30 protein-coding genes and 2 tRNA genes are annotated in these 26,542 nt (G+C 63.4%); 21 read left to right on the top strand and 11 right to left on the bottom strand.

The features are described from left to right. Positions 1-6: 6 nt before the first annotated feature. Positions 7-759 carry a lipoyl(octanoyl) transferase LipB gene (lipB, locus tag RBB31_RS10355; RefSeq protein ID WP_306129214.1) on the top strand — a complete coding sequence of 251 codons (753 nt, stop codon included), beginning with the start codon at positions 7-9 and terminating at the stop codon, positions 757-759. 81 nt (positions 760-840) lie between these two features. Here the strand turns inward: lipB and RBB31_RS10350 are convergent, their stop codons facing one another. Then, positions 841-1,269: an organic hydroperoxide resistance protein gene (locus RBB31_RS10350; protein ID WP_306129213.1), complete on the bottom strand. Its 429-nt coding sequence runs from the start codon at positions 1,267-1,269 to the stop codon at positions 841-843. A 108-nt stretch (positions 1,270-1,377) separates the two neighbouring features. On the opposite strand from RBB31_RS10350, the gene RBB31_RS10345 reads away from it, so the two are divergent. Next, positions 1,378-1,806, top strand: coding sequence for a MarR family winged helix-turn-helix transcriptional regulator (locus tag RBB31_RS10345; protein WP_306129212.1), 429 nt, complete (start codon positions 1,378-1,380; stop codon positions 1,804-1,806). A gap of 201 nt (positions 1,807-2,007) precedes the next feature. Here the strand turns inward: RBB31_RS10345 and RBB31_RS10340 are convergent, their stop codons facing one another. Then, positions 2,008-4,518 (bottom strand): ATP-dependent helicase, encoded by a 2,511-nt coding sequence (locus tag RBB31_RS10340; protein WP_306129211.1) that lies wholly within the window; start codon positions 4,516-4,518, stop codon positions 2,008-2,010. A gap of 147 nt (positions 4,519-4,665) precedes the next feature. Further along, positions 4,666-5,124, bottom strand: a complete 459-nt coding sequence (locus tag RBB31_RS10335) for a hypothetical protein (RefSeq protein WP_306129210.1) — start codon at positions 5,122-5,124, stop codon at positions 4,666-4,668. Between the two features lie 311 nt (positions 5,125-5,435). Between RBB31_RS10335 and RBB31_RS10330 the strand changes: the two genes are divergently transcribed. From RBB31_RS10330 to hisH, 12 genes are all read left to right on the top strand, one after another. Next, positions 5,436-5,921, top strand: a complete 486-nt coding sequence (locus RBB31_RS10330; RefSeq protein WP_306129209.1) for a hypothetical protein — start codon at positions 5,436-5,438, stop codon at positions 5,919-5,921. Positions 5,922-6,226: 305 nt separating this feature from the next. Next, the gene (locus RBB31_RS10325) at positions 6,227-7,369 is read left to right on the top strand and encodes an alpha-hydroxy acid oxidase (protein WP_306129315.1); all 1,143 of its coding nucleotides are present in this window, start codon (positions 6,227-6,229) and stop codon (positions 7,367-7,369) included. Positions 7,370-7,635: 266 nt separating this feature from the next. Beyond that, the gene (gene pyc / locus RBB31_RS10320; protein ID WP_306129208.1) at positions 7,636-11,079 is read left to right on the top strand and encodes a pyruvate carboxylase; all 3,444 of its coding nucleotides are present in this window, start codon (positions 7,636-7,638) and stop codon (positions 11,077-11,079) included. A gap of 108 nt (positions 11,080-11,187) precedes the next feature. Continuing rightward, entirely contained in the window at positions 11,188-12,006 is an 819-nt protein-coding gene (locus RBB31_RS10315) for a phosphodiesterase (protein WP_306129207.1), read from the top strand. 128 nt (positions 12,007-12,134) lie between these two features. Further along, a complete protein-coding gene (locus RBB31_RS10310; protein ID WP_306129206.1) occupies positions 12,135-12,428 on the top strand; it encodes a ribbon-helix-helix domain-containing protein in 294 nt (97 codons plus the stop codon). An 88-nt stretch (positions 12,429-12,516) separates the two neighbouring features. After that, complete coding sequence (locus RBB31_RS10305; protein WP_306129205.1) at positions 12,517-12,912, top strand: VOC family protein; 396 nt, start codon at positions 12,517-12,519, stop codon at positions 12,910-12,912. A 91-nt stretch (positions 12,913-13,003) separates the two neighbouring features. Continuing rightward, positions 13,004-13,534, top strand: a complete 531-nt coding sequence (locus RBB31_RS10300) for a Twin-arginine translocation pathway signal (RefSeq protein ID WP_306129204.1) — start codon at positions 13,004-13,006, stop codon at positions 13,532-13,534. A gap of 15 nt (positions 13,535-13,549) precedes the next feature. After that, entirely contained in the window at positions 13,550-15,118 is a 1,569-nt protein-coding gene (locus tag RBB31_RS10295) for a GMC family oxidoreductase (RefSeq protein WP_306129203.1), read from the top strand. A gap of 167 nt (positions 15,119-15,285) precedes the next feature. Further along, on the top strand, positions 15,286-15,420 hold the full coding sequence (locus RBB31_RS10290) for a hypothetical protein (RefSeq protein WP_306129202.1): 135 nt from the start codon (positions 15,286-15,288) through the stop codon (positions 15,418-15,420). A gap of 88 nt (positions 15,421-15,508) precedes the next feature. Beyond that, positions 15,509-15,583: transfer RNA gene (locus tag RBB31_RS10285), tRNA-Gly, on the top strand. A gap of 146 nt (positions 15,584-15,729) precedes the next feature. Continuing rightward, complete coding sequence (gene hisB / locus RBB31_RS10280) at positions 15,730-16,317, top strand: imidazoleglycerol-phosphate dehydratase HisB (RefSeq protein WP_306129201.1); 588 nt, start codon at positions 15,730-15,732, stop codon at positions 16,315-16,317. A gap of 4 nt (positions 16,318-16,321) precedes the next feature. Further along, positions 16,322-16,960 (top strand): imidazole glycerol phosphate synthase subunit HisH, encoded by a 639-nt coding sequence (hisH, locus tag RBB31_RS10275; RefSeq protein WP_306129200.1) that lies wholly within the window; start codon positions 16,322-16,324, stop codon positions 16,958-16,960. Between the two features lie 3 nt (positions 16,961-16,963). Here the strand turns inward: hisH and RBB31_RS10270 are convergent, their stop codons facing one another. Together RBB31_RS10270 and RBB31_RS10265 are read right to left on the bottom strand one after the other, a co-directional pair. Continuing rightward, the gene (locus RBB31_RS10270; protein WP_306129199.1) at positions 16,964-17,281 is read right to left on the bottom strand and encodes a DUF2147 domain-containing protein; all 318 of its coding nucleotides are present in this window, start codon (positions 17,279-17,281) and stop codon (positions 16,964-16,966) included. 165 nt (positions 17,282-17,446) lie between these two features. Then, the gene (locus RBB31_RS10265; RefSeq protein WP_306129198.1) at positions 17,447-17,839 is read right to left on the bottom strand and encodes a DUF2147 domain-containing protein; all 393 of its coding nucleotides are present in this window, start codon (positions 17,837-17,839) and stop codon (positions 17,447-17,449) included. Between the two features lie 138 nt (positions 17,840-17,977). Between RBB31_RS10265 and hisA the strand changes: the two genes are divergently transcribed. Next, positions 17,978-18,700 carry a 1-(5-phosphoribosyl)-5-[(5-phosphoribosylamino)methylideneamino]imidazole-4-carboxamide isomerase gene (gene hisA / locus RBB31_RS10260; protein ID WP_306129197.1) on the top strand — a complete coding sequence of 241 codons (723 nt, stop codon included), beginning with the start codon at positions 17,978-17,980 and terminating at the stop codon, positions 18,698-18,700. A gap of 34 nt (positions 18,701-18,734) precedes the next feature. Here the strand turns inward: hisA and RBB31_RS10255 are convergent, their stop codons facing one another. Then, complete coding sequence (locus tag RBB31_RS10255) at positions 18,735-19,187, bottom strand: DUF302 domain-containing protein (RefSeq protein WP_306129196.1); 453 nt, start codon at positions 19,185-19,187, stop codon at positions 18,735-18,737. Positions 19,188-19,350: 163 nt separating this feature from the next. Next, the gene (locus RBB31_RS10250) at positions 19,351-20,043 is read right to left on the bottom strand and encodes a hypothetical protein (protein ID WP_306129195.1); all 693 of its coding nucleotides are present in this window, start codon (positions 20,041-20,043) and stop codon (positions 19,351-19,353) included. Positions 20,044-20,214: 171 nt separating this feature from the next. On the opposite strand from RBB31_RS10250, the gene hisF reads away from it, so the two are divergent. From hisF to RBB31_RS10235, 3 genes are read left to right on the top strand one after another with little or no spacing between them, the layout of a single operon-like run. After that, on the top strand, positions 20,215-20,979 hold the full coding sequence (hisF, locus tag RBB31_RS10245) for an imidazole glycerol phosphate synthase subunit HisF (protein WP_306129194.1): 765 nt from the start codon (positions 20,215-20,217) through the stop codon (positions 20,977-20,979). Further along, the gene (locus RBB31_RS10240) at positions 20,976-21,287 is read left to right on the top strand and encodes a phosphoribosyl-ATP diphosphatase (RefSeq protein ID WP_306129193.1); all 312 of its coding nucleotides are present in this window, start codon (positions 20,976-20,978) and stop codon (positions 21,285-21,287) included. The genes hisF and RBB31_RS10240 overlap by 4 nt, the downstream gene beginning before the upstream one ends. Next, positions 21,284-21,574, top strand: a complete 291-nt coding sequence (locus RBB31_RS10235; protein WP_306129192.1) for a Dabb family protein — start codon at positions 21,284-21,286, stop codon at positions 21,572-21,574. The genes RBB31_RS10240 and RBB31_RS10235 overlap by 4 nt, the downstream gene beginning before the upstream one ends. 22 nt (positions 21,575-21,596) lie before the next feature. Here the strand turns inward: RBB31_RS10235 and RBB31_RS10230 are convergent, their stop codons facing one another. From RBB31_RS10230 to rlmB, 3 genes are all read right to left on the bottom strand, one after another. Further along, positions 21,597-22,070, bottom strand: coding sequence for a CoA-binding protein (locus tag RBB31_RS10230; protein ID WP_306129191.1), 474 nt, complete (start codon positions 22,068-22,070; stop codon positions 21,597-21,599). A gap of 194 nt (positions 22,071-22,264) precedes the next feature. Beyond that, positions 22,265-22,615, bottom strand: a complete 351-nt coding sequence (locus RBB31_RS10225; protein ID WP_306129190.1) for a hypothetical protein — start codon at positions 22,613-22,615, stop codon at positions 22,265-22,267. Between the two features lie 27 nt (positions 22,616-22,642). Continuing rightward, on the bottom strand, positions 22,643-23,425 hold the full coding sequence (rlmB, locus tag RBB31_RS10220; RefSeq protein WP_306129189.1) for a 23S rRNA (guanosine(2251)-2'-O)-methyltransferase RlmB: 783 nt from the start codon (positions 23,423-23,425) through the stop codon (positions 22,643-22,645). Between the two features lie 107 nt (positions 23,426-23,532). On the opposite strand from rlmB, the gene RBB31_RS10215 reads away from it, so the two are divergent. Continuing rightward, positions 23,533-23,616 (top strand) — tRNA-Tyr (locus tag RBB31_RS10215). A gap of 66 nt (positions 23,617-23,682) precedes the next feature. Then, positions 23,683-24,324: a DUF6538 domain-containing protein gene (locus RBB31_RS20580; protein ID WP_371931318.1), complete on the top strand. Its 642-nt coding sequence runs from the start codon at positions 23,683-23,685 to the stop codon at positions 24,322-24,324. 10 nt (positions 24,325-24,334) lie between these two features. Here RBB31_RS20580 and RBB31_RS10210 read toward each other — a convergent pair whose 3' ends face one another. Then, positions 24,335-24,547, bottom strand: coding sequence for a hypothetical protein (locus tag RBB31_RS10210; RefSeq protein WP_306129188.1), 213 nt, complete (start codon positions 24,545-24,547; stop codon positions 24,335-24,337). Positions 24,548-26,248: 1,701 nt separating this feature from the next. Here RBB31_RS10210 and RBB31_RS10205 point away from each other — a divergent pair. Beyond that, positions 26,249-26,503 carry a helix-turn-helix transcriptional regulator gene (locus RBB31_RS10205; protein ID WP_306129187.1) on the top strand — a complete coding sequence of 85 codons (255 nt, stop codon included), beginning with the start codon at positions 26,249-26,251 and terminating at the stop codon, positions 26,501-26,503. The last annotated feature ends 39 nt before the right edge of the window (positions 26,504-26,542 follow it).

Genomic DNA, 26,542 nt, shown 5'->3' with positions numbered 1-26,542 from the left:
CGCCCCATGGACCGCCTTGGTGAAGCGCCGTATAGGCAATCGCGCCGGGCTTGTGAAGGCCAAATTTTCCACGGCTTTGACAAAATCCGCGCCACCTGCCAAAGCACGCCGATGACGGAATGGATCACCTCCCCCTGCCTCGTCGACTACGAGACCGCCTGCACCGAGATGGAGGCCCGCGCCGAGGCCATCGCGCGGGGCGAGGCAGATGAGGCGATCTGGCTCCTGGAGCACCCGCCCCTCTACACCGCCGGCACCTCCGCCAGGCCCGCCGACCTCACCGATCCCGACCGCTTCCCGGTCTACCCCACCAGGCGCGGCGGGCAATACACCTATCATGGTCCCGGCCAGCGCGTCGTCTATGTCATGCTGAACGTGGGCCAGCGCGGCCGCGATGTGCGCGCCTTTGTCCAGCAACTGGAAAACTGGGTCATCGCCACCCTCGACCAGTTCAACGTCACGGGCGAGACTCGCGACGGCCGCGTCGGCGTCTGGGTCGTGCGCGACGACAAGCCCCTCACCGCCGCGGGGCACAAGCCCGAGGACAAGATCGCCGCCATCGGCATCCGCCTGCGCAAATGGGTCAGCTTTCACGGCATTTCGATCAACGTCGAGCCGGACCTCGGTCACTTCACCGGCATCGTCCCCTGCGGCATTACCGAGCACGGCGTCACCTCGCTGGTCGATCTCGGCCTGCCGGTGACGATGGGCGACGTGGACGTAGCCCTGCAACAGACCTTTCCCAAGGTGTTCGGCTGATCGGCATTAAAAAGCCCGGACGAAGCGCGACTCACGGTCTTGCTCCGCCCGGGCTTCACGCGGGGGCACAATCGCCGGCCGTCAGGCCAGTTCGGTTTTCACCTCGATATTGCCCTTCGTCGCGTTGGAATACGGACAAATGAAATGCCCGCGCTCCATGATCTTCTTGGCGGTGTCCTCATCGACACCCGGCATCTTCACCTTCAGTTCGACCTTCAGACCGAAGCCGCCATCGTCACGAGGCCCGATCCCGACCCTGGCATCGACCGATGCATCCTTGGGCACCACGCCCAGCTTCTCGCTCTGCGCGGCAAACCGCATCGCGCCCAGATAACAGGCGGCATAGCCCGTCGCGAACAGCTCCTCGGGGTTGTGCCCCTTGCCGGCGCCGCCCAGCGCCTCGGGTGTATCCATCGTAAGGGTCAGCATTCCGTTCTTCAGACGCGAAACACCTTCACGCCCGCCCCCCGTGGCATGGGCTTCGGTCCAGTACTTGATATCGGTCGACATGGAGATCTCCTTTTCCATCGCTCGCAATTAAATCGCACACGATAAATATTACGGTTTTCCTGCATGTCAATGCTTGCGATCAAATCGCGCGCGACATACCTTACCGAGATGACCCCCCTCCCCCCGCCCGACATGCTGTGCTTCGCGCTCTACTCCACCGCGCATCGGATGCAGCAAACCTACAAACCGCTCCTGGCACCGCTGGGCCTGACCTATCCGCAATACCTCCTGCTCAGCGCGCTCTGGTCCGAGGACGCCCGCACCGTCGGCGCCCTGGGGCGCGAATTGCAACTCGAAAGCAACACGCTCACCCCCCTGATCAAGCGTCTTGAAAGCAAAGGCCTCGTGCAACGCACCCGCGACACGGGCGACGACCGTCAGGTTCGCGTCACCCTCACCGACTCGGGCCGCGCGCTGCAGGCCGAGGCCGCCCACATCCCCGACTGCATCGCCCGTGAAACCGGCATGGCACCGGACGACCTCACCCGCCTGCGCGACGAAATCCTCGCCCTGCGCAACCGGCTGAGTTCCACCTGAAGACTGCGCAACCCGACGCGCCTTGTCTTCCTCTGGCCGAAAAATCCCCGCCGGAGGCCCCGGCCTGCCTCGCACGCCACGCCCAGCACGACGCGGCACATCCCCAACGCCCGCGAGACGCCGCACATGGCGGTGTCGAGACGTCCTGCGCGTGTGAAACGCGCTCCTTTAAGCAACCGGAGCCACTGAAACCCCACCCCGTCAGAACGGTATATCATCCGCCCCGGTCACGAACCGGGCCACCACCTTCTTGACCCCGGCCTTCTCGAAATCGATCTCCAGCTTGTCGCCTTCGATCCCGATGATCGCGCCATAGCCGAACTTTTGGTGAAACACCCGTTCCCCCATCTCGTGCGCACTCACCGCCTGCGCGTCGATCACCATGTCCCGCGCCTCCTGCGGCTGGCTCATGGGCCGCTGCTGGCTGCGCGCCTGCATCCGGCGCCATCCCGGCGAGTTGTAGACATTGGCCTCCGCGACACGGGACTCGATCGTGCCAAGACCACCGCCAGCGGCCCCGTAGCCCCCGCCATAAAGCCCGGGGGGCGTCAGCACCTCGACATGGTCCTCCGGCAGCTCGTCGATGAACCGGCTCGGCATCTGGCTCTGCCACTGCCCGTACACCCGCCGGTTCCCCGCAAAGGAAATCGTGCACACCTCCTCGGCCCGCGTGATCCCCACATAGGCCAGCCGGCGTTCCTCCTCGAGCCCCTTCAGCCCGCTTTCATCCATGCTGCGCTGGCTGGGGAACAACCCATCCTCCCAGCCCGGCAGAAACACGGCGGGAAATTCCAGCCCCTTGGCGGCGTGCAGCGTCATGATGCTGACCTTCTCGCCCACTTCCTCGCTCTCGTTGTCCATGATCAGGCTGACATGCTCCAGAAACCCCTGCAGGTTCTCGAAGCCTTCCAGCGCCTTGACCAGTTCCTTGAGGTTCTCCAGCCGCCCCGGCGCCTCGGGCGTCTTGTCCATCTGCCAGAACTCGGTATAGCCGCTCTCGTCCAACACCATCTCGGCCAGCTCCACGTGGGACACATCCTTGTCTCCCACCAGCCGCCCCCAGCGCCTGAGACCCTCCAGCAGCTTTGCCAGCTCCGAGGCGCCCTTCCCGGTCAACCCCTTTTCCTCCAAGAGGATCGCCGCCCCTTCCACCAACGACACGCCATTCTGCCGCGCCGTCACCTGGATCTTCTGCTGCGCCTTGTCGCCCAGGCCCCGCTTCGGCGTGTTCACCACCCGCTCGAAGGCCAGATCATCGGCCGGGCTGACCACCAGCCGGAAATAGGCCATGGCATCGCGGATCTCCATCCGCTCGTAAAAGCGCGGCCCGCCGATCACCCGGTACGGCATCCCGATCGTCAGGAACCGGTCCTCGAAGGACCGCATCTGGTGCGACGCCCGCACTAAAATCGCAATCTCGTCCAGTCCAAATGTTCGTGGACGCGGTAAGTTGCTCTTTCCTTGCTCACTTAAAGCTTCGGTTCGCTGAAGATTTATTTCGTGGATATCGCCTTCTCGGTTTTGAGAACGCTTCCCACCTTTTGCGATGCGCTCGGACTCTTGAGTTGCGCTAGTTGAACGCACGTTGTCTCGACGCTTGGCCACTCCGGAAGTGCCACTGTGAAACGCCTCGATCTCTTCCCCGACCCAGCGCGCCTCCTCGTCGCCGTCCCAGTGGCCGATCAGGCGCACCTTCTCGCCCTCCTCTGCTTGCGTCCACAACTCCTTGCCCAGCCGGTCCCTGTTGCCCGCAATCACGCCCGACGCGGCGGCCAGGATATGCGGCGTCGAGCGATAGTTCTGCTCCAGCCGCACCACCGTCGCCCCCGGAAAATCCTTTTCGAACCGCAGGATGTTGCCCACCTCGGCCCCCCGCCAGCCATAGATCGACTGGTCGTCATCGCCGACGCAGCAGATGTTGCGGTGCCCCCCCGCCAACAGCCGCAACCACAGGTACTGCGCCACGTTGGTATCCTGGTACTCGTCCACCAGGATATAGCGGAACCAGCGCCGGTACTGCTCCAACACATCGTCATGGGTCTGGAAGATCGTCACCATGTGCAGCAGCAGATCGCCGAAATCCACCGCGTTCAGCTCGCGCAATCGGGTCTGGTACTGCTTGTACAGCGCCACGCCCTTGCCGTCATATGCGCTGGCCTCTGCGGCGGGCACCTGGTCGGGCGTCCATGCCCGGTTCTTCCACTGGTCGATGATCCCGGCCAGCATACGCGCGGGCCAGCGCTTGTCGTCGATATTCGCCGCGGCCACCAGTTGCTTCAGCAGCCGCAGCTGGTCGTCCGTGTCCAGAATGGTGAAGTTCGACTTCAACTCCACCAGCTCCGCGTGCCGGCGCAACAGCTTCACGCAGATCGAGTGGAACGTGCCCAGCCACGGCATCCCCTCGACTGCCTCGCCCATCATCCGGCCCACGCGCATCTTCATCTCGCGCGCCGCCTTGTTGGTAAAGGTCACCGCCAGAATCTCGTTCGGCCGCGCCGTGTTCGTGTTCAACAGATGCACCATGCGCGTGGTCAGCGCCTTGGTCTTGCCCGTGCCCGCGCCCGCCAGCATCAGAACCGGCCCCTCCAGCGCCTCCACCGCCTCGCGCTGCGCGGGGTTCAGATCATCCAGATAGGGCGTCGGGCGGGCCGCCATCGCGCGCGTCGCCAGCGACGCGCTCTCGAAGGCATCGGATTCGTCGAAACTGCTCATGGCCGAAGAATAGCGCGGGCCCCACCCGAGGGAAAGCCAATGTTCACACTGTGTTCCAACCCGTTAACACTTATTTTCACCCGTCAACGCCGCGTAGGGTGGGTTTCAAACCCACCTGTGTTCCACCAAAGACCACGCGCACCCGCCTCACGACCCCGCGCCACGCGCCCGCCGCAAGGCTTGCAAATCGCAACTGGCCGCAACCTCGGCCGGCCCCGGCAGGTCATCCGCCCCCGGCATCCCCTGCCGCAGCCCCGACGTCGCCGCCCAGCGCTGGATCGCGCCTTGCGAACAGCGCAGATACAGCACCCCCGCCGCCTTGGCGACATGGCGCATCTCGAACTCGAACCGGCCTTCATGCCCATCCCGGTCGATCAGGATCACGACCGGCTGCTTGCCCGTCAGATGCTGCGCAAACAGCGCCTGATGCACGGAATCCCGCGCGCTCGGGCTTCCATCGAGCCCAAGCTCGATCACATGGCGGTCGGTTTCGCAGTCCACACGGACGTATCGCTTCATGCCCGCGACATCGAAGTAATGCCTTTGCTCCTCGGCGCTTCCCGCAAGAAACGCGCATAACAACGCGGCCAGTTCGACCTCACCCATCCAACACACCCTCGCACGCCTGCAAATCGTTAACAAAAGGTTAACACGGGGGCCGCGATGAACCATATCCCCGATTTTGGTCGCACCGGCCGGGCTTTGGGACAACAACAAATCTCAACAAAGGTTAACGCGTGCACCCGGCCATTCCTGCTCGTCTCACGAGGGAAATCTCCCCCCGACAAATTTCGCCCGCACCGCGAATGGCTTGCACCTCCACCACCGGCACAAACCCGCCGCCCGCCGAGGTCCTGTCGGAACGAAACGGCGACAGTCTCGTTGGAGAGGCAATGGAAAAATCGGAGGAGAAACCCATGAAACACAAACTGACAAGCGCCATCGCACTTTGCGCCATCGCCGGCCTGTCCGGCCCCGCATTCGCGGATTGCCAGGAAGAACTGGCCAAGCTGACCGGCGAGGCCGGCATGGAAACCGAAGGTGAGATCTCCAAGGATGGCAGCCTCGCGCCACTGGAAGATCCCGATGCGGACGCTGGTGCGACCGACACGTCCGCAGCCTCGTCCGGCGACACCGGCGACGACGCCACCGATGACGGCGAGGTCGTCAAGGACGGCGACAACGAGCCGCTTGACGCCGACACGTCGCAAGTCGCCACCTCCGGCCAGGATGCCGCGGCGCAGCAGGAGGGCGACAGCGCCGACAGCGCCGACAGTTCGGCAAGCGGCTCGCAAGAGATGTCGCAAGAGGCCAAGGACGCGATCGCAACCGCGAAGGCCGCGCTCGAAGCAGGTGACGAGACGGCGTGCATGGAAGCCGTCGAAGAAGCGCGCAACTCCTAACCCAGGGCCCACGCCCGACATGATCTCGAAGCGCCGCCGATCCGCCCGGACCGGCGGCGTTCCCGTGCCTGCCCCCGTTCTGGGCTTGGTCCGAGACCTCCCCCGTTTTTCTCGCCGTATTCTGAATTCGGCATCCCGCGCACCGCCCGGTGCATTAACCCCGCACGTCAGCCCACCGGCACTGTCGCCATACCGCCAGAATACCGACGCGATACCGACGTGGGTTTTCGAATCGATCTGCGCCGTTAGCTTTCCGGCGGATGATTTCCCTTTCCGGTCGCATCCCGGCTTGCTATCGCTTTGCCATGTCGCTCGATGCCCGTTTCCCTGCCATCTCCGATTTGCGCACCCGCGCCCGTCGCCGGCTACCGCATTTCGTCTGGGAGTATCTCGACAGCGGCACCGGATCCGAAGCCACGACGCGGCGCAACAAGGCGTGCTTCGACGATGTGCGGCTCATGCCGTCGATCCTGCATGGCGAGATCACGCCAGACCTGAAAACTTCCCTTATGGGGCAGGACTTTAACCTGCCCGTGGGGATCGCACCCCTGGGCATGTCCGGGATGATCTGGCCCGGCGCGGAACAGCACCTGGCGCGCGCCGCGGCCCGCGCCAGCATCCCCTACACGCTCTCGACCGTCGCCACGCAAAAGCCAGAGGACTTGACCGGCGACATCGGCGAACATGCGTGGTTCCAGCTTTACCCTCCAAGGGATCCCGACATCCGGACCGATATGCTTGAACGTATCAGGAACGCCGGATTTTCCACTCTCGTCCTGACCGTCGACGTCCCCATCGCCTCGCGCCGCGAAAGGCAGATCCGTTCCGGCCTGACCACCCCGCCCCGTATCACGCCGCGCATCCTTGCGCAGATTGCCATCCGCCCCGCCTGGGCCATGGGCATGGCCGGGCGCGGCATGCCCCGGATGCGCTTCATCGACGATTATGCCCCGGATACCAAAGGCTTGCCCTCAAACAAGCATGCGGGCTACCTGCTGCGCACCTCGCCCGACTGGTCCTACCTGACATGGCTGCGCGAGCATTGGGATGGCCCTTTGATCGTCAAGGGCGTGCAGGACCACCGCAACGTCCCGCGCCTGCAATCCGAAGGCGTCGACGCGATCTGGATATCCAATCACGCCGGCCGCCAGTTCGACGCCGCCCCCGCCACGATCGAGGCCCTGCCCCGCATCCGCGCCGCCACAGATCTGCCCATCATTCTCGACGGTGGTGTCGAAAGCGGACTCGACATCCTGCGCGCGTTGGCTTTGGGCGCGGATTTCGTGATGATGGGACGGGCCTGGCACTATGCGCTGGCCGCGCTTGGCCCGCGGGGCCCCGACCATCTCGTGCATATCCTCAAATCCGATCTCGAGGCGAACATGGGACAGCTCGGTCTGGCCCGGCCCCAGGATGCCGCCAATCGCCTGCCGCCAGACGGGGCGTGACTGGTCTCGCTCTCCGGATTAATCCGCTGTTAACAGGCATGGTGGATTGTCCCGCATAAAAACGCGAAATTGCGTTTTTCTCCCGCTCGTTCTCCGAACGGGTAGTCTTTCTACCCGCCCGGCCAAGAAATTCGCCCAGCGGTGGTTCTACCCACTTTGTCGGATTGCGCAATCTTGTTGCAAAACTTACAAACCTGCGAAACGCTGCGTTGCAGCACGATAGGCTCTGCGCGACCGCAGCGAACGACACGACGGGAGGACAGGCTATGGCCGAATTCAAGAAAATTCTCATCGCCAACCGGGGCGAGATTGCCATCCGCATCATGCGGGCCGCCAACGAGCTGGGCAAACGCACCGTCGCCGTCTATGCCGAGGAAGACAAGCTGGGCCTGCACCGTTTCAAGGCGGACGAGGCCTATCGCATCGGCGAGGGATTGGGGCCGGTACAGGCCTATCTCTCGATCGACGAGATCATCCGCGTCGCCAGGAAATCCGGCGCCGACGCGATCCATCCGGGCTATGGCCTGCTGTCCGAGAATCCCGCCCTGGTGGACGCGTGCGAGGCCAACGGCATCACCTTCATCGGCCCCAAGGCCGAGACCATGCGCGCCCTGGGCGACAAGGCCAGCGCCCGCCGCGTGGCGATCGAGGCCGGCGTGCCCGTCATCCCCGCCACCGAGGTGCTGGGCGAGGACATGGACCAGATCCGCAAGGAAGCCGCCGAGATCGGCTATCCGATGATGCTCAAGGCCTCCTGGGGCGGCGGCGGCCGCGGGATGCGACCCATCGAATCCGAAAAGGAACTGGCCGAAAAAGTCCGCGAGGGTCGGCGCGAGGCCGAGGCCGCCTTCGGCAACGGCGAGGGCTACCTGGAAAAGATGATTACCCGCGCCCGCCACGTCGAGGTCCAGATCCTGGGCGACAAGCACGGCAACATGTATCACCTTTTCGAGCGGGACTGCTCGGTCCAGCGCCGCAACCAGAAGGTCGTCGAACGCGCCCCCGCACCCTACCTAACCGACGCGCAGCGCGCCGAGATCTGCGAGCTCGGCTACAAGATCTGCAAGCACGTCAACTACGAATGCGCGGGCACCGTCGAGTTCCTGATGGATATGGACACCGACCAGTTCTATTTCATCGAGGTCAATCCCCGCGTGCAGGTCGAACACACCGTGACCGAGGAGGTCACCGGCATCGACATCGTCCAGGCCCAGATCAAGATCGCCGAGGGCAAGACGCTCGAGGAAGCCACCCGCAAAGCCAGCCAGGACCAGATCACCCTCAACGGCCACGCGATCCAGACCCGGATCACCACCGAGGACCCGCAGAACAACTTCATCCCCGACTACGGCCGCATCACCGCCTTCCGCGAGGCCACCGGCATGGGCATCCGCCTCGACGGCGGCACGGCCTATTCCGGCGGCGTCATCACACGGTATTACGACAGCCTGCTGGTCAAGATCACCGCGCATGCGCAGACGCCAGAAGGCGCCATCGCCCGCATGGACCGCGCCCTGCGCGAGTTCCGTATCCGCGGGGTTTCCACCAACATCGCCTTTGTCGAGAACCTGCTGAAGCACCCCACGTTCCTCAGCAACGAATACACCACCAAGTTCATCGACACGACGCCCGAACTCTTCGATTTCGCCGCCCGCCGCGACCGCGGCACCAAGGTGCTGACCTACATCGCCGACATCACCGTCAACGGCCACCCCGAGGTGCAGGGCCGCGTAAAACCGCGCGAGGATCTTGCCCTGCCCCGCGCGCCCAAGCCGAAGAACGAAACGATCACAGATGGCGCCAAGCAGATCCTCGACCGCGACGGCCCGCAGGCGGTGGCCGACTGGATGGCGACCCAGACCAAGGTCCTGATGACCGACACCACCATGCGCGACAGCCACCAGTCCCTGCTGGCCACGCGGATGCGCTCGATCGACATGATCCAGATCGCCGAGAACTATGCCCATGATCTACCACAACTTTTCTCAGTCGAATGTTGGGGCGGCGCCACCTTCGACGTGGCCTACCGTTTTCTCGACGAATGCCCATGGCAGCGACTGCGCGACCTGCGCGAACGCATGCCCAACCTGCTGACGCAGATGCTGCTGCGCGGCTCCAACGGGGTCGGCTACACCAACTATCCCGACAACGTCGTGCAGGCTTTCGTGAAACAGGCGGCTGAGAGCGGCGTGGATATCTTCCGCGTCTTCGATCCGCTGAACTGGACCGAAAACATGCGCGTCTCGATGGACGCCGTGCGCGACGCCGACAAGGTTCTGGAAGCGGCCATCTGCTATACCGGCGACATCCTCGATCCGAACCGGGCAAAGTACGACCTGAAGTACTACCTCAACATGGCGAAGGAATTGAAAGAGGCCGGCACGCATATCCTGTGCATCAAGGACATGGGCGGCCTTCTGAAACCCGCCTCTGCCACCGTGCTGTTCAAGGCCCTGAAGGAAGAGATCGGCCTGCCCATCCACTTCCACACCCACGACACCGCCGGCGTGGCCTCGGCCACCATCCTGGCCGCCGCGGATGCGGGCGTCGATGCTGTCGACTGCGCCATGGATGCCTTGTCCGGCAATACGTCACAGGCCACCATGGGCTCGGTCGTCGAGGCGCTGCGCCACACCGACCGCGACACTGGCCTGGATATCAATGCCATCCGGCAAATCTCGATCTACTGGGAAAACGTACGCGAGCATTACGCCGCGTTCGAGAGCGCGATGCAGTCGCCCACGTCAGAGGTCTACCTGCACGAGATGCCCGGCGGCCAGTTCACCAACCTGCGCGCCCAGGCCCGCTCGCTGGGGCTCGAGGCCAAGTGGCCCGAGATTGCCCGCACCTATGCCGACGTGAACCAGATGTTCGGCGACGTGATCAAGGTGACCCCCATCGCCAAGACCGTTGGCGACCTCGCACTGATGATGGTCAGCCAGGGCCTGACCTGCGAGGACGTGCTCGACCCCAAGACCGAGGTCAGCTTTCCCGAAAGTGTCGTCACCTTGATGAAAGGCTACGTGGGTCAGGCCCCCGGCGGCTTCCCCGACGATATCGTGCGCAAGGTGCTCAAGGACGAGAAACCCATCACCGTCCGCCCCGGCACCCTGCTCGAGCCGGAGGATCTCGAGGCGCGGCGCAAGGAACTTCAGGACAAGTTCGAGGACGAGGAGATCGACAACGAAGACCTGATGGGCGCGATGATGTATCCCAAGGTTTTTGACGCCTACATGGAGCGCCACCAAGTTTATGGCCCCGTCCGCACCCTGCCGACCAGGACCTTCTTCTACGGCATGGAACCGGCCGAGGAAATTTCGGCCGAGATCGACCCCGGCAAGACGCTGGAAATCCGGCTCGTGGCCGTGGGCGAAACCCACGAGGACGGCGAGGCGCGGGTGTTCTTCGAGCTGAACGGCCAGCCCCGCACGATCCGCGTGCCCGACCGGCGCGTCAAGGAAACCGTCCAGGGCCGGCCCAAGGCCGAGGCCGGTAATGCCGACCACATCGGCGCGCCCATGCCCGGCGCCGTGGCCACCGTGGCGGTCAGCGCGGGGCAGCAGGTCAAGACCGGCGACCTGCTGTTGACCATCGAGGCGATGAAGATGGAAACCGGCCTGCACGCCGAACGCGACGCGACAGTGAAGGCCGTCCACGTCCAGCCCGGCGCCCAGATCGACGCAAAGGACCTGCTGGTAGAGTTGGAATGACAGGGTGCGGGCGCGCAACCCTGTGCGCCCTGCCCGGTCTCGTTCAACTGACCCTTTCAAAACCCCGCGAATCCGACAAAGCTGCACCGGTCCAAACCCGGGGGTGGCATGCACAAAATCATCGTCTTCACCGACATCCATTTCGTCCCCGAGGGCGAGACGATCATCGGCCTCGACCCGGCCGCGCGGTTCGCCCAAGGGCTTGCCCACGCGCAGGAAAATCACCCCGACGCCGCCCGCATCGTGATCACCGGCGACCTGACGCATCACGGCACGGCGCCCGAATACGAACGACTTCACGCCGCACTGGCCACGGCGCAGATCCCCGTCTCGCTGATGCTGGGCAACCATGACCGACGCAGCCCCTTTCGCGCGGTCTTTCCCGACACGCCGCAAACGCCCGACGGCTTCGTGCAGGACGTGATCGACCTCGACGACACCCGCCTCATCTTGCTCGACACCCTCAACGAAGACGCCGACGACACCCATAGCGGGCTTCTGTGCGACGCACGGCTCGACTGGATGGAGGCCGCCATCGCAGGGGCCGGACGCCGCAGGGTCATCCTTTTCATGCACCACCCGCCCATCCTGACCGGTTTCGGCGGGATGGACTGGATCGGGCTGAAATCACGCCGCCAGCTGGCCGCACGGCTGGAAGGTCACGACACCGTTCACCAGATCGTCGCCGGTCATATCCACCGCACCATCCAGGGCGGTTTCGCCACCCGCGCCGGCAACCGCATCCCCACCGCGATCTTCAAAAGCCCCTGCCACCAGATGCCCATGGCACTCGGCTTCCAGGATCCCAGCCTGTCGATCGACGAACCCGGCGCCTATGGCCTTCTGCTGCTCACACCCGAGGGTATCGTCGTGCATACCGAGGATTTCACCCTGCCGCCCGCAGCGGGGGTATGTTACGACCACTAGCCCGCCGGTCACCTTGTCCCGGTAAGCCTTTCGTTACGTGCAGGACCAAAGTGCCCCTTCCCGTGCCCAGAGTAATCGGCAATCATGGGACTCTTGGATTGGCATCGTGACATTAGGGAGGACGTGACATGTGCCGCATGTTTGCCGGGCAGGACCCGGAACGATACGAACTCGAGACCCGACGGATGCGCCTGAATGGCCAAAGCACCAGCATCCGCCTGGAAAAATCCTTCTGGCGCATTCTCGACGATATCGCCGCGATCGAGGATATTTCCACCCCGGCCTTCGTGTCGAAACTGCATGGCGAGGTGCTGGAACTGCATGGCGAGCCCAAGAATTTCACCTCGCTTTTGCGCTGCACCTGCCTTGTCTGGCAGGACAATCAGGCGACCCAGCCTGAATCCCGCATCGCCGCGGAATAAGCATAGGCGCCTGTAGTAACGGTTTACTACCCCTACTCGCCGGGCGCTTGGTACGCTTCTTCGACCAATCACAAAGTCGGAGAAGCCCATGGCAAAAGCCATTCACAGCATGATCCGCGTCCTCGACGAGGCGCGGTCGGTTGAGTTCTACAAGACAGCCTTCGGGCTCAAGATCGCGGACCGCCTGGATTTCGAAAAATTCACGCTGGTCTATCTCAGCAATTCCGAATCCGAGTTCGAGCTTGAACTGACGGTCAACAAGGGGCGGGAGGAGCCCTACGACCTGGGCGATGGCTACGGCCATTTCGCCGTGTCCGTTGACGACCTGGAAGCCGAGCACGCCCGCTTTACCCAAGCCGGGCTGGAACCGCGCAAGATCGTCGAATTCGCACCCGACGGCGAACTTGTCGGCAAGTTCTTCTTCGTCGCAGACCCCGACGGCTACGAGATCGAGGTGCTGCAACGCGCCGGGCGCTTCAAGTAGCGCCCGCGACAACCGGCTTCGGGCATGGCGTGTCCCGGGGCCGGGTCAAACACCAATCACCAAAACTCACGCCGCATCTAGGGAGGACAAGATGTTGAGTACCCAGACAAGTCAACTCCGCCGGCTGACCCGGCGCGACCTGCTGAAGGGCACGACCGCCTTCGGCGCCTTCGTGCTCGGCTCCGGCTACGTGGCGGGCGCGGGCGGCGCCTGGGCCACCGAAATGGACGCGCTGAAGCCCGAAACATTCGCCACGCTCGTCCAGATGGCGCGCGATATCTACCCGCACGACCGCATTGCCGACGAATTCTACGTGGCCGCCGTCAAGGGCTACGACAAGCCTGAGGAAGTCGACGCCGTCACCGCCGGAATCGACGCGGTGAACGATGCCGCACGCAATATGCACGGGCTCGAATACGCCGATATCGGTTGGGAACGCGACCGCGTGGACGTGCTGCGCTCGATGGAGGACGACCCGTTCTTCCAGCGCATCCGGGGCGGTCTGGTGACCGGGCTTTATAACCAGAAAGCGGTCTGGCCGGTCTTCGGCTACGAGGGCGAAAGCTTCTCCAAGGGCGGTTACATCAACCGCGGCTTCGACGACATCGCCTGGATCGGCTGAGGGAGGATTCAATCAATGACTGCACCATTTGAACTTACCGACGACAGCGTCGTCGTCGTCATCGGCACCGGCGCGGGCGGCGGGGTCCTGGCCAACGAACTCGCGCAGAAAGGCGTCAGTGTCGTGGCTCTCGAAGCAGGCGGCCGTTATCTGCCAGAGGACTATGTCAACGACGAGTGGGAAAGCTTCGGCCAACTGGCCTGGCTCGACCCGCGCACGACCTCCGGCGACTGGCGCGTGGCCAAGGATTTCTCGGGGCTGCCCGCGTGGATAGTCAAGGCCGTGGGCGGCACCACCACCCACTGGGCCGGCGCCTCGCTGCGCTTTCAGGATCACGAATGGAAGGCGCTCACGAACTACGGCGAGGTCGAGGGCGCATCGCTGCTCGACTGGCCCATCGACCCGCGCGAGATGGACGCCTATTACGACAAGGCCGAGAAGAAGCTGAACGTCACGCGCACCAACGGCAACCCCGGCCTGCCCGGCAACAACAACTACAAGGTGTTCGAGGCCGGCGCGAAAAAGCTGGGCTATACCGAGGTCCACACCGGCCGCATGGCGATCAATAGCGAAGACGGCGACAGGTCGAAGTGCCAGCAGACCGGCTTCTGCTTCCAGGGGTGCAAATGGGGCGCCAAGTGGTCCGCAGCCTATACCGACATTCCCCAGGGCGAGGCAACCGGCAACCTCGAAGTGCGTGAAAAGGCCCACGTTGCACGCATCCTGCACAACGAGGCAGGCAAGGTCACCGGAGTCGAGTATTTCGACGAAAACGGCGATCTGCAGATGCAGAAGGCACGGGTCGTCTGCGTCGCGGGCAACTCGTTCGAGTCGCCGCGAATGCTGCTGAACTCGGCCTCCAACATGTTTCCGAACGGTCTTGCCAACAGCTCCGATCAGGTGGGCCGCAACTACATGCGGCACATGACGGGCTCGGTCTATGCCGTGTTCGACAAACCGGTGAAGATGTGGCGCGGCACGACCATGGCGGGCATAATCCAGGACGAGGCCAAGCATGATCCAAGCCGCGGCTTCGTCGGCGGGTACGAGTTGGAAACCCTGGCGCTCGGCCTGCCCTTCATGGCCGCCTTCCTCGACCCCGGCGCGTGGGGGCGTGAATTCACCACTGCGCTCGACGAGTACGAGAACATGGCCGGCATGTGGATCGTGGGCGAGGACATGCCCCAGTCCACCAACCGCGTCACGCTGAACGAAGAGGTGAAGGACCAGTTCGGCCTGCCCGTGGCGAACGTGCATTTCGACGATCACCCAAACGACATCGCAATGCGCAACCACGCCTATGAACGCGGTGCCGCGGTATATGACGCGGTGGGCGCCACGCGCACTTTCCCGACGCCCCCTTACCCCAGCACCCACAACCTCGGCACCAACCGGATGTCGGAGAACCCCGAGGACGGCGTCTGCAACAAGTGGGGCCAGACACACGACATCGCGAACCTGTTCATCTCCGACGGCTCGCAGTTTACCACGGGGGCGGCGGAAAACCCGACCCTGACCATCGTCGCCCTGGCCATCCGTCAGGCCGATCACATTGCCGGCGAGTTGTCAGCCGGCAATATCTGACCCGCATCTCCCCGGGTCGGGGTTCCCGGGCGGGCCTTGCGCTCGCCCGGGGCAATTTTCCGCCCAAAGGCGTGCTACAGGCGGTTTTTCTTGCCGCATCGTTCCGAACACACTACTTTCGGTTGCACCTTGCTGCCTTTGGCGCCCTCTCTTGAAGGAGATGTGACGTGACCGGACTGCACGACCAGGATCAGGATATTCCCACGCCGCCCACCAAGCTGCGACGCGCCCTGTTCCTCGCCTTTCTGCTGCTGGCCTCGACACTGGTCTATGTCGAGTTGATCCTGCGCTACAGCGCTTGATCGGCGGGCACGGAAAAAAATCTTGGAAAGCTGCGATTTTCTCTTGCAGGGCCGCGCCAGACTTTATATCTCCGCCTCACCCAAGGACGCGGGCGTAGCTCAGGGGTAGAGCATTACCTTGCCAAGGTAAGGGTCGTGAGTTCGAATCTCATCGCCCGCTCCAATTTCTCTCCAAGTTGATCGACTGGACCGGTAGAACACCGGTCCAAGTGCCGATTGGCACCACGTTCCCCCCACCCTCTTTCGCCCCCTTGGCGCGCTGGCCAACCCCGCCTATAACGGCGCGGCAAAACACTCAGGGACGCACCCATGCGCAGCGCCAGCATCACCCGCAAGACCGCGGAAACCGACATTTCCGTCAAGATCGACCTCGACGGCACCGGCACTTATGACAATCAGACCGGCGTAGGCTTCTTCGACCACATGCTGGACCAACTGGCCCGCCACGCGCTGATCGACGTGGAAATCCGCTGCAAGGGCGACCTGCATATCGACGACCACCACACGGTCGAGGATGTGGGCATCGCGCTTGGACAGGCGCTGGCACAGGCCGTGGGCGACAAGAAGGGCATCCGCCGCTACGGTGCCTGCCTGCTGCCTATGGACGACGCGCTGGTGCGCGCCGCGCTGGACATTTCCGGCCGGCCCTACCTCGTGTGGAACGTCGCCATGCCCACCGCCCAGATCAAGACATTCGATACCGAGCTGGTCCGCGAGTTCTTTCAGGCGTTCAGCACCCATGGCGGGCTCACGCTGCACGTGGACGCGCTGCACGGCATCAACAGTCACCATATCGCCGAGGCCGCGTTCAAGTCCGTCGCACGCGCCCTGCGCGACGCGCTGGAAATCGACCCGCGCAAGGCCGATGCCATCCCCTCGACCAAGGGCACGCTCTGATCTCATGACAACCGTTATCGTCGATTACGAGTCCGGCAACCTGCACTCGGCCGAAAAGGCGTTCCAGCGCATGGCGGCCGAGGTGGGCGCGGACGCGGTCGTGGTCACTGCCGACCCCGACACGGTACGCCGTGCCAGCCGCATCGTCCTTCCCGGCGATGGCGCCTTCCCGGCCTGCCGGAACGCACTTTACGACCATCGCGGTCTGTTCGAGGCGATCGAGGAGGCCGTGCTGACCGGCGGCCGCCCGTTCATGGGCATTTGTATCGGGATGCAGATGCTGGCGACGCGCGGACTGGAATATTCCGAAACCGACGGGTTCGACTGGATCGCGGGCACGGTCGCGCCGATTGCACCTGCCGATCCGTCGATGAAGGTGCCGCACATGGGCTGGAACGACTTGGTGATCGACACGGCCCACCCCGTTCTTGATGGGATCGGCACCGGCGACCACGCTTACTTTGTCCATTCCTACCACTTCGAGGTATCGGACCTTGCGCAGCGTATCGCTCATGTCGAGTATGGCGGAAAGGTCACCGCGGTCGTGGGCCGCGACAATCTCGTCGGCACCCAGTTCCACCCCGAGAAAAGCCAGGCCACCGGCCTGCGCATCATCCGGAATTTTCTGACCTGGGCGCCCTGAGACCTATCGGATGCGGGTCCATTTCTGCGACATGCAAACCGGCCCCATGCAGCCCCGCACGGTCATCCGATCGCCCTGAAGGGTCATGCCTGCCGGGTATTCCCGCTGATGTGCCGGGATCCAGGCGCGGCCTTCATACTTGCCGTTGCCAGTGGGCGTAGCGTTGCGGATCACCGTGTGACCCAGGCTCGCGGCCTTGATCTCCTGCCCTTGCGAGTTGAAGGTGCGGGTGATCTCGCCGCACACCGCATCGCCGCAATCGTATACCTTCACATACGCGGAAATGCCTTTCTTGTCGGGCTCGGTTTGCCAGGTTCCCATTGCCGGGTCGGCCATCGCCGCCCCAGTCATTGCCAGAAAAAGTGCACAGGATGTCGCCAAACGCATTGGCCGGGCCTCCTTCTTGCCTGAAATCGATATTCTACAGGTAAGACGTCCAGCCCGGCCAAATCGTTCAATCACGGTTTCGTATGCGCAGGAAAGGGCTTATTTCACCTTCGTCCATGTCCCGCCATCCCGGCAGATGCCCAGAACGCAGCCCGACACCTTCAGCGCATTCCCATTCATCTGAAGCCTGGAATTGTAGGTCTTGCCCCGGTCCGGGCTGTAGACCTTGCCGGTATAGCTGCCGTTACCCTTGGGCACGGTCGCCGAAATGATGTTGCGGCCCACATTCTCACTCTGGATTTCGTTGCCATTCGCGTCATAGGCCTTGACCAGCGTACCGCAAAGCTGCGCGCCACAGGGCTGGACGTGGACCAGCCCGGAATGACCGTTGTCGTCCTTGGCGGTGCGCCAATAACCTTCCAGCGGATCGGCGGCAAACGCGGCGCCGGCACTCATCAAGGTGGCCACGAAGGCCAGTGTCATCGTTCTCATGCGTATCTCCTCCCGCAAATGATGCCACGCAGCATGCGGCCACGGCCCGGCCCCGATCAAGCCTGACGCCACGTCGCGTTGCAAACGCCGTCCCGTCATGGCACATCGCGCCAAAGCCCTTTGCCCGGATAACCACCCATGATCCTCTACCCCGCCATCGACCTAAAGGACGGCCAGGCCGTACGCCTCTTCAAGGGCGAAATGGAGAAAGCCACCGTGTTCAACGACGACCCCGCCGCACAGGCGATGGAGTTCGTGAATGCCGGCTGCGAATGGCTCCACCTCGTCGACCTCAACGGCGCCTTCGCGGGCGAGCCGGTCAACGCCGCCCCGGTCGAGGCAATACTGGAACGCACACAGGTCCCCGCCCAGCTTGGCGGCGGTATCCGCGACATGGCGACGATAGAACGCTGGCTCAGCAAGGGTCTCGCCCGGGTCATCCTCGGCACCGTGGCGGTCGAAAACCCCTCGCTCGTGCGCGAAGCCGCACAGGCCTTTCCCGGCCAGGTGGCGGTCGGCATCGACGCCCGCAACGGCCGCGTGGCGACCAAGGGCTGGGCCGAAGAAACCGATGTGATGGTCACCGACCTCGCCCGCAGCTTCGAGGACGCGGGCGTCGCCGCGATAATCTACACCGACATAAACCGCGACGGCGCCATGCAGGGCCCGAATATCGAGGCCACGGCGGCGCTCGCCAACGCCGTCTCGATCCCGGTCATCGCCTCGGGCGGGGTGTCCTCCCTAGACGACCTCGTCGCGCTTAAAAACTGCGGCGCGACCCTCAACGGCGCCATCTCCGGCCGCGCGCTCTATGATGGGGCGCTCGACCTGAAAGAAGCGCTGCGCGCTCTCTCCGCCTGACGCGAGCCCCGCACGCAAGGGCGGGGCGTTCGAGTCAGCCGCCCGCCGCCTTGCCCGTCAACTTGCCGAGCGCACCAGTCATCTTCTGGATATACTCCGCGTCGTCGTCGATCCCGTCGAGTTCATCGAACATCTCCTCGGGATTCTCGTAAGCCAGCCAGACCTGCCCATCCGCATCCTCGTACACGAGGACCTTCATCGGCAGGTACAGGCCGGCCAGCGGATCGTCCTGCATCGCGGGCGTGCCCAGCTTCGGATTGCCGAAGATCAGAACCTGTGACGGGGCCAGCTCCATGCCCACGCCATCGGCACCGCCGGCATGGTCCACACGGGCAAAGACCGTGGCGCCCGCCTCTTTTACCGCCGCTTCCAGCGCGTCCATCGTGCTCGCAACATCGCTGCTGGCCTCCACCTTCGTCAGGTCGTCATCGGCCACTGCGGGGCTGGCAAGAAAGCTCAACGCGGCAAGTGTCAGAAATCGTTTCATCTCGAATATCTCCTGCAAGGGGTCCGTGACCCCATAACGTAAGCCGACCGCGTCGCGTGGGAACAGACATTCGCGTGATGGGCCCGATCTTGCCGGAAGCCCACGTTCACGCACGCAAGCACCCGGCAAACCGCCGGATGCAGGCTCTCTCGGACAGGCAGACTTACCGCCAGGTCGTGTAGCCCAGCTTCAGCGTCTTGGGCGATCCGCCCGACACCGCGTTCACGCGAAACTGGCTGATGCGTCCTTCATTGGTCTTGGCGCAGATGTAGGACCCCACCGGAATATCCCGCAACGACACCCGGTTCGCGCTGAACCGCGCACCCCGGCAGCCATCGAAACCCCGGTTGCGCCGGTCGCCCACGCCCAGCTTCGCGCCGTTGCGCGGCGCTAGGTACAGCAGTTCCGCCGTCTCGGCCTGGAACCAGATGTCCACGCCACTGCCGCGGCCCACCGCCCCCCGGTCAAGGTCCGCGGTCCAGGTCTGTGGGATATCCAGCGGCCCGGTCGAGAAGGTCCGCGCGCCAGCGCCCGAGGCCGAGCCACTGTTGCACTCGAATTGCCGCCCGCTCACCCGGCAGGTCGCGCCGTCCGGCGCATAACGCTGGATTGATCCCGCCGGGCCATAGATGCACTGCAACGCGGCACGTCCGCCGATATTGGCGACCCGCGCCTCGGTCAGCGAGTTGACGATCGGCGTGTTCCACCAGCCCCCGGGCAAGGCCGTGGTCACTTCGCGCCGGATCTGGCTGTGCGGGCAGGTGATGGTCTCGGCCTTTGCCGGCACGGCCGGCGCGGCGACGGCGGCTGTAATGGCCAGCGACAGCATGGCAAGGGTGGATTTGAAAGACATCATGGCTTGGTCCTTTCGGAATGCTTGGATTGAGGCGCAGAACCGCGCCGACACCTATCAGTCGCCCATCCCCCCGGAAGCGTTCAAAAATCACCGCCAGACCGTGCGCGCGTCCCAAGCCCCATTGGCACCGCCCGCCGGCCACGCTAGAAGGCAGGCGCGAAAGGATGGCCCATGCTCAAGATCCGCATCATTCCCTGCCTCGACGTGGCCGATGGCCGCGTGGTCAAGGGCGTGAACTTCGTCAACCTGCGCGACGCTGGCGACCCCGTCGATGCGGCCCGCGCCTATGACGCCGCCGGTGCCGACGAGCTGTGTTTTCTCGACATCCACGCCACCCACGAAAACCGCGGCGTAATGCTCGACGTGGTCACCCGCACGGCAGAGCAGTGCTACATCCCGCTCACCGTGGGCGGCGGTGTCCGTACCGTGGCGGATGTGCGCGCGCTGCTGCTGGCAGGGGCCGACAAGGTCTCGTTCAATTCCGCCGCCGTCGCCGACCCCGACGTGGTACGCCTTGCCGCCGACCAGTTCGGCAGCCAGTGCATCGTCGTGGCCATCGACGCCAAGACGGTCAGCCCCGGCAACTGGGAAATCTTCACCCATGGCGGGCGCAAACCGACCGGCATCGATGCCGTCGAGTTTGCCAAGCTGGTCGAGGACAAGGGCGCCGGGGAAATTCTGCTGACCTCGATGGACCGCGACGGCACCCGTTCGGGCTTCAACCTGCCCCTCACCCGCGCCATCGCGGACGCGGTCTCGATCCCCGTCATCGCTTCGGGCGGCGTCGGCACGCTCGATCACCTTGTCGAAGGCGTGACCAAGGGCGGTGCCTCCGCCGTACTGGCCGCCTCCATCTTTCACTTCGGCGATCACACCATTGCCGAGGCCAAGGCTCACATGGCCGCAGCCGGCATCCCCATGAGGATCGGCGCATGACTCTCGAAGAGCTGGAACAGATCGTCGCCGCCCGCGCCAGCGCCTCGCCCGAAGACAGCTGGACCGCCAAGCTCTTGTCGAAAGGCCCCGAGAAGGTGGCCGAGAAGTTCGGCGAAGAGGCCATCGAGGCGTTGATCGAGGCCGTGAAAGGCGATGCGCAAGGCCTGACCTCCGAGGCCGCCGACGTGCTCTTTCACCTGCTCGTCATGCTGCACAGCCGCGGTGTGTCAGTCGCCGATGTCATGGCCGAACTCGCCGCGCGCCAGTCGCGCTCCGGTCTTGCAGAAAAGGCTTCCCGTTCCGAATGATACGCCACATCGTCTTTTTCACGGCCCGCGATCCCAAGCATCTGCCAGAGATCCGCGCCGGTCTCGAAACGCTCGGAACCATCCCCCACTCCACCCATTTCGAGGTCGGAGAGAACCTGCATACTGACACCCTGACCGGGACCGAGGTCGATTTCGTGGTGTATGTCGAGTTCGAGACCGAGGCGGACCTTGCCGCCTACAAGGCGCATCCGACCTACGAAGAAGCCATCCGCCGTGTCCGCCCCTTGCGCGAAATGCGCGTCGCGGCCGACGTGGTCGCGAGCTGACGGGCCGGGGTAGCCCCGGCGCTCACAGCTTCGACGAGATCACGCCGGTATTGAACCCGCCCATGCGCAGCTCGCCAAACAGGCGCTGGTACTCGATCTTGGGACAGCGGTTCATCACCACGTCCACACCGCGCGCCCGCGCCTTTTTCGCGGCCTCTTCGTGTCGTACGCCAATCTGCATCCAGATCGTCTGAAGGCCGGGAAACCGCTCCAGCGCCTCGTCCACGATCGGCGGCACATGCTCGGACCGGCGAAAGATGTCCACCATGTCCACATCCCCCTCGATCTGCGCCAGCGACCCCAGAACGGTTGCCCCGAACGCCGTCTTGCCCGCATGGACGGGATTCACTGGCACCACTTCGAACCCTTTCAGCTTCAGGTACCGCGCGACATAGAAACTCGGGCGCACCTCGTTCATGGATACGCCCACTACGGCGATCCGCTTGGTCCGCTTCAGGATGTCCCGCAGGTCGGAATCTTTGTAATATTCGTTCATTGCCTCACTCTAGACCGGCGCGCCGGAAGAAAAAAGCGCCCGGGAAAACCCGGGCGCCAGTCGCGGAACGAGGGACAGTGAAGGGAAGCACCGCAGTTCCAGTTCGGCACTTCCACGTATTCAGATAGGAACTGATCCTCAGATATAAAGAGCTGGTAACCTAGGTGTGAATGTTCGGTAAAAATCCGCCGCTCTCAGTCGATGATATCTTCCAGCACGTCCCAGACCTCGTCCAGAACCCGGCCAAGGATCGGTTTGCGCTTGCGCTTCGAGCGCCGCTTGGGGCGGTCTGGCCCTGGGCCGCCATGCCATTCCGGCCGCGGCGCCACGGGGCGCCCCTGCCGCCGTCTGTCCTCTTTCTTGCCGGGATGCACTCCGCGCCGCTGGCCCTTGCGCTCGTCGGCATCGTCGCGCGACACCGGCATCATCTTCATGTCGTGCAGCGGCGCACCGCAGGCCCCGCAGGTCAGTTCATGCCGGCCTTCGTCCAGCACCAGCACAGCCCGCGTTCCGCAGTAACAGCATGTCGCGATCTTCCGGCCCATTCCGCCCCCGTCGGTTATATCTGTCGGTTATCCTCTGGATGCATATAGGGCCACTGCCGCCGCATTTGAGACGTTGAGCGATCCGAACGCCCCCGCGTAGGCGATCCGCACCAATTTGTCGCAGGTCTCGCGCGTTTTCTGGCGTAGCCCCGGTCCTTCGGCCCCCAGCACAAGCGCCACCGGACGGTCCTGCATCCCGACCATTGCCTCCTCGACGGTCTCGCTCGCCTCACCGTCAAGACCCAGCACCAGGTATCCCATGCCCTGCAACGTGCTCATCGCATCTGCAAGGTTGCGCACCCGCAAATAGGGCTGGCGTTCCAGCGCGCCGCTCGCGGTCTTGGCCAGCGCCCCGGTCTCGGGTGCCGAATGGTGCCGCGGCGCAACGACCGCCGAGGCGCCGAAAACCTCGGCCGAGCGCAGGATCGCGCCCACGTTATGCGGGTCCGTCACCCGGTCCAGCATCATTACCCGCGGCGGTCGCACCCCGTCGCCAAGACACACCTCTTCCAATGCACCCCAGTCCAGCGGCTTCACTTCCAGCGCCGCACCCTGGTGCACCGATTGCGGATCCAGCGGTGCGCTGAACTTGCGCGGGTCGGCCATCTCCGGCTCCATTCCAGAGGCCCCGATGGCATCGGCCAGCTTGTCGGCGGCGTTCTTCGTCACCACCAGCCGCAGTTTCTCGCGGCGGGGGTTTTCCAATGCGTCGCGAACCGCATGCAGCCCGAACAGCCACACGGTTTCCGCCGCCGACGCCTTCTTCGCCTGTTCCTTTTCCACGACCCACTTGGGTTTCTTCGTTGCCATCCGGGGGCCTCCTTCACAGGCGGCGGACAATGGCCCCTGACCTGCGCAATCGCAAGCGATTTTCCGGTTGACGGGGCAACGGCCCGCTTCTAAACACCCGCCTCAGTGGGCGACAGGCCGCAAGGTGTGGCAGGGGACTGTAACTCCCTCGCGGAGACGCACGCTAGGTTCGATTCCTAGGTCGCCCACCATTTCTAGCGAAATCAAGTGCTTAACACGCTAACTCCGCCGGTGCGACAAACTGGTGAGACACTGGCATGCGCCTTCCAGCTTATCTAACCTACTCGCGTCACGGTGTTTTTTACTTCCGCTGGCCCCTTCCCGCTCATTTTCACCCAGAAGGCAAAAAGTCGGACGTGAAGGTATCGCTGCATACCAGATGCCCTGAGAGCGCGCGCCGACTTGCACGCGCCCTCACTCTGGCTGGACAACAGCAAATATCTTGCGCATCTATTCGCCGCATGCGGTACGACGAAATCCGAGAACACGTCCGGGATCACTTCCGACAGCTTCTGCGAGAGACGCAGGAGGATATAGCCAGCGGTGGACCGATGCCCTCTGTCCGATTGGATGCCATCAGAGCCGCTGAAGGGCTTGCTAAGGGCGATCCCGACGCATGGGCTGAGCTGGCCTTCACTGGCGGGTCTGACGGCCTACTACGGGACTTCTGCGAGGCGCGTGGAATTGATGAAGGCGTCTTGACAAAGGAGCACCGAGAATGGCTGCTGGAGGCGCTTCAGTCCGGGCACCGTGCGTATGCGCAAGAGGCGCTATCTTACAGTGTAAGCATGCGGGATATTGACCTGCGGGATACTGCCCCGGCGCTAGCCTCCCCTGCCCCAGCCCGTCAAGCCGCTGAACCGCGCGAGTTCCGCGTCCGTCTTCCGTGTAATGTCTGAGGAGGCCATATCAGGCCTTGATGCCCTGCAATCTACCCGATGTGCCGGGAACCTCCTCGCCAACCACACCACCGGCGAGGGCCGCAAGCGTCTGGCCTGAGCCCACTCCGGGGCGACCGAAAGCGTCGATCACAAGAGTTGATGTCGGGGAACGTCCCTCTGCGATCATCATCTGCGCCATGGAAGATACCGGCCCCTGCTCATCGCCTGCGGTGTCGTACATCGCGAGGATGGACCCATCGCGGTGGCTGGCCTCGACAAAGCCGGTGGCCGCGATAGTGTAGATGCGCCGTGCCCTTGTCCTTCGCGGTGAAGCGGTTGCTCCGCTGGGCCGTTGGGTACGTTAGGATGTCGCGGTATCGCTTTGCCCCGGCGTTCGCGGAGTTCTGCGAAGTCGCGGCGAACACGAGAAAGGCCATCACCACATCTGCCCGGAATGCCGGGGCGGTGCCGTAGATCGCCTCGTAAATCCACTCTTGGGCTGCCCGGCGTTCCTCATTGCGGCGGGCTTGATGCGGGCTCCCAATGGTCGCAGAGGTCGCTGCTTCAACGGGTACGTTGGATCGGTTGCGGGCAGTGTCCTTGCAAAACCTGCTACAGAACAGCTTGCGGCTGTCGGTTGTGCTGAACGTGGCGCTGCAGTGCGCGCACGTCTTTCGCACAGGGGCTTTCATGGCACGTGGCATGCCGCACCTCCTTGTCTGTGGGGTTTGATTGTCTGGTGAGCGATCACTGGGATCGTTGGGTCAGGGTGGCCCTGTCACGGAACCGGCCAAGGTACATCTCGGCGTGGGCATACGTAGTAAGGGCGCGAGGCGAGCGGATCGGGCTGCAATGCCGGATACCCGGATCTAACTCGGAAGCAGCTTCTAAGCTGATTATTAATCGGGGATGATCTCAGGATAATCTGGATTTACAGAGCGGCCCTCCGGGCAACGCTAAGAATGCTGTCCAGCATCTCAATCAGATCCATTGAACCACGAGGATTATCAGGTACTCAATCCGGTCTGAAAACTGGTGAGCTATCCCGACACAGGAGTTCAAAAGAAGCTAGATATACCCGGATTTCACTTGGGCTCTTGCCTGTACGTCATCCGATGATTTTCGCTGTTGTTGTATGGCCTTGGGCGCGTAGCCGAAAACTGATTAAATGATCCGGGCTGATCTTTTTGTTTCGAGCCGTCCCGGCCACCGCGCGACGCAAGCTGCGCAGCGAACCGCCCAGTTAAGGGCATGTCTGATCCTGAACCGCTTCAAGGCAGAGCACCTCCTATCCCGCCACCGGGTTGAACACGTGCCCCGGCTGGGCTGAACCCGAGGAGAGGTCAGGTTCTGCAGCAGGATGCGTAGAAGGAGGTGCTCAGCGTTGGAGCCAGCGCGAGAAGCGAAGCTGCTTCCTGGTATTCTAAAAGACGGAGGGATAAGTGACCGCCCGAAGCACCGGGTCGAGACGCACGGGGATGCTGAACCTGATCCGTGCACGGTGAGCACAGAGACAGTGCCCCTGCCATCAAGGGGAAGATGCTCGTAGACCGTGAAGTCTGGAACGTCTCGACGCTGAACATCGCCGTGCGCAATCCAACTGCCATCGGCGTACCGCTGTTCTAGCGTCAAGCCAGTTTCACTCCCGACGACGCGGAACCCATAGTCATCTAGGCGATCTAACCCTTCTACCGTGCTGAGGCGGTCAAATACGCACTCCACTTGAGCCTCCGCCGGTGCCCCAAGTGCCATCGCCGCAATCACTGCTGTCCACGTCACAAGCCTGAACCGCATCCCAATCGTCTCCCCATCTATTTGGCACATGGCCGAGAGTTGCCAGTTCACCTAATGGGGAACCTCCTCCGGCAATCAAAATATCCAGATTTTAGATAGTCGATTTTCAGATATACTTGAAGGCCCCATCTACAATGGGTGGGATAACATGCCGAAAACACTTGGAGATAACCGGCATGACGCTCTCGTGGCTTTCTTGATCCGTCGGCGAAAACAAGCAGGTCTTACCCAAGTCCAGCTAGCGGCCCAGATGAAGGTATACCAATCATTCATTGCCCGCGTTGAAAGCGGAGAGCGCCGGGTTGATGTGATCGAGTTCATCAAACTAAGCGAGGTACTTGATTTTGATCCCTCAGCGGCTGTCGCTGATCTCGCACAAATCGACAAGGATGCGAACGGATAGACCTGTTAGGACAAGGATACGCCTGTGCAAGAGGACGAC

The sequence above is a fragment of the Roseovarius sp. MMSF_3350 genome, from assembly GCF_030733425.1.
In the GTDB taxonomy this organism is placed as follows: Bacteria; Pseudomonadota; Alphaproteobacteria; order Rhodobacterales; family Rhodobacteraceae; genus Roseovarius.
The sequence above is the reverse complement of the archived record's forward strand: the minus strand, read 5'-3'. Positions and strand labels throughout refer to the sequence as shown.

Coding starts and splice junctions, on each gene's coding strand:
- lipB (WP_306129214.1), top strand. CDS start 7: ATGGACCGCCTTGGTGAAGCGCCGTATAGGCAATCGCGCCGGGCTTGT.
- RBB31_RS10350 (WP_306129213.1), bottom strand. CDS start 1,269: ATGTCGACCGATATCAAGTACTGGACCGAAGCCCATGCCACGGGGGGC.
- RBB31_RS10345 (WP_306129212.1), top strand. CDS start 1,378: ATGACCCCCCTCCCCCCGCCCGACATGCTGTGCTTCGCGCTCTACTCC.
- RBB31_RS10340 (WP_306129211.1), bottom strand. CDS start 4,518: ATGAGCAGTTTCGACGAATCCGATGCCTTCGAGAGCGCGTCGCTGGCG.
- RBB31_RS10335 (WP_306129210.1), bottom strand. CDS start 5,124: ATGGGTGAGGTCGAACTGGCCGCGTTGTTATGCGCGTTTCTTGCGGGA.
- RBB31_RS10330 (WP_306129209.1), top strand. CDS start 5,436: ATGAAACACAAACTGACAAGCGCCATCGCACTTTGCGCCATCGCCGGC.
- RBB31_RS10325 (WP_306129315.1), top strand. CDS start 6,227: ATGTCGCTCGATGCCCGTTTCCCTGCCATCTCCGATTTGCGCACCCGC.
- pyc (WP_306129208.1), top strand. CDS start 7,636: ATGGCCGAATTCAAGAAAATTCTCATCGCCAACCGGGGCGAGATTGCC.
- RBB31_RS10315 (WP_306129207.1), top strand. CDS start 11,188: ATGCACAAAATCATCGTCTTCACCGACATCCATTTCGTCCCCGAGGGC.
- RBB31_RS10310 (WP_306129206.1), top strand. CDS start 12,135: ATGTGCCGCATGTTTGCCGGGCAGGACCCGGAACGATACGAACTCGAG.
- RBB31_RS10305 (WP_306129205.1), top strand. CDS start 12,517: ATGGCAAAAGCCATTCACAGCATGATCCGCGTCCTCGACGAGGCGCGG.
- RBB31_RS10300 (WP_306129204.1), top strand. CDS start 13,004: ATGTTGAGTACCCAGACAAGTCAACTCCGCCGGCTGACCCGGCGCGAC.
- RBB31_RS10295 (WP_306129203.1), top strand. CDS start 13,550: ATGACTGCACCATTTGAACTTACCGACGACAGCGTCGTCGTCGTCATC.
- hisB (WP_306129201.1), top strand. CDS start 15,730: ATGCGCAGCGCCAGCATCACCCGCAAGACCGCGGAAACCGACATTTCC.
- hisH (WP_306129200.1), top strand. CDS start 16,322: ATGACAACCGTTATCGTCGATTACGAGTCCGGCAACCTGCACTCGGCC.
- RBB31_RS10270 (WP_306129199.1), bottom strand. CDS start 17,281: ATGGGAACCTGGCAAACCGAGCCCGACAAGAAAGGCATTTCCGCGTAT.
- RBB31_RS10265 (WP_306129198.1), bottom strand. CDS start 17,839: ATGAGAACGATGACACTGGCCTTCGTGGCCACCTTGATGAGTGCCGGC.
- hisA (WP_306129197.1), top strand. CDS start 17,978: ATGATCCTCTACCCCGCCATCGACCTAAAGGACGGCCAGGCCGTACGC.
- RBB31_RS10255 (WP_306129196.1), bottom strand. CDS start 19,187: ATGAAACGATTTCTGACACTTGCCGCGTTGAGCTTTCTTGCCAGCCCC.
- RBB31_RS10250 (WP_306129195.1), bottom strand. CDS start 20,043: ATGATGTCTTTCAAATCCACCCTTGCCATGCTGTCGCTGGCCATTACA.
- hisF (WP_306129194.1), top strand. CDS start 20,215: ATGCTCAAGATCCGCATCATTCCCTGCCTCGACGTGGCCGATGGCCGC.
- RBB31_RS10240 (WP_306129193.1), top strand. CDS start 20,976: ATGACTCTCGAAGAGCTGGAACAGATCGTCGCCGCCCGCGCCAGCGCC.
- RBB31_RS10235 (WP_306129192.1), top strand. CDS start 21,284: ATGATACGCCACATCGTCTTTTTCACGGCCCGCGATCCCAAGCATCTG.
- RBB31_RS10230 (WP_306129191.1), bottom strand. CDS start 22,070: ATGAACGAATATTACAAAGATTCCGACCTGCGGGACATCCTGAAGCGG.
- RBB31_RS10225 (WP_306129190.1), bottom strand. CDS start 22,615: ATGGGCCGGAAGATCGCGACATGCTGTTACTGCGGAACGCGGGCTGTG.
- rlmB (WP_306129189.1), bottom strand. CDS start 23,425: ATGGCAACGAAGAAACCCAAGTGGGTCGTGGAAAAGGAACAGGCGAAG.
- RBB31_RS20580 (WP_371931318.1), top strand. CDS start 23,683: ATGCGCCTTCCAGCTTATCTAACCTACTCGCGTCACGGTGTTTTTTAC.
- RBB31_RS10210 (WP_306129188.1), bottom strand. CDS start 24,547: ATGTACGACACCGCAGGCGATGAGCAGGGGCCGGTATCTTCCATGGCG.
- RBB31_RS10205 (WP_306129187.1), top strand. CDS start 26,249: ATGCCGAAAACACTTGGAGATAACCGGCATGACGCTCTCGTGGCTTTC.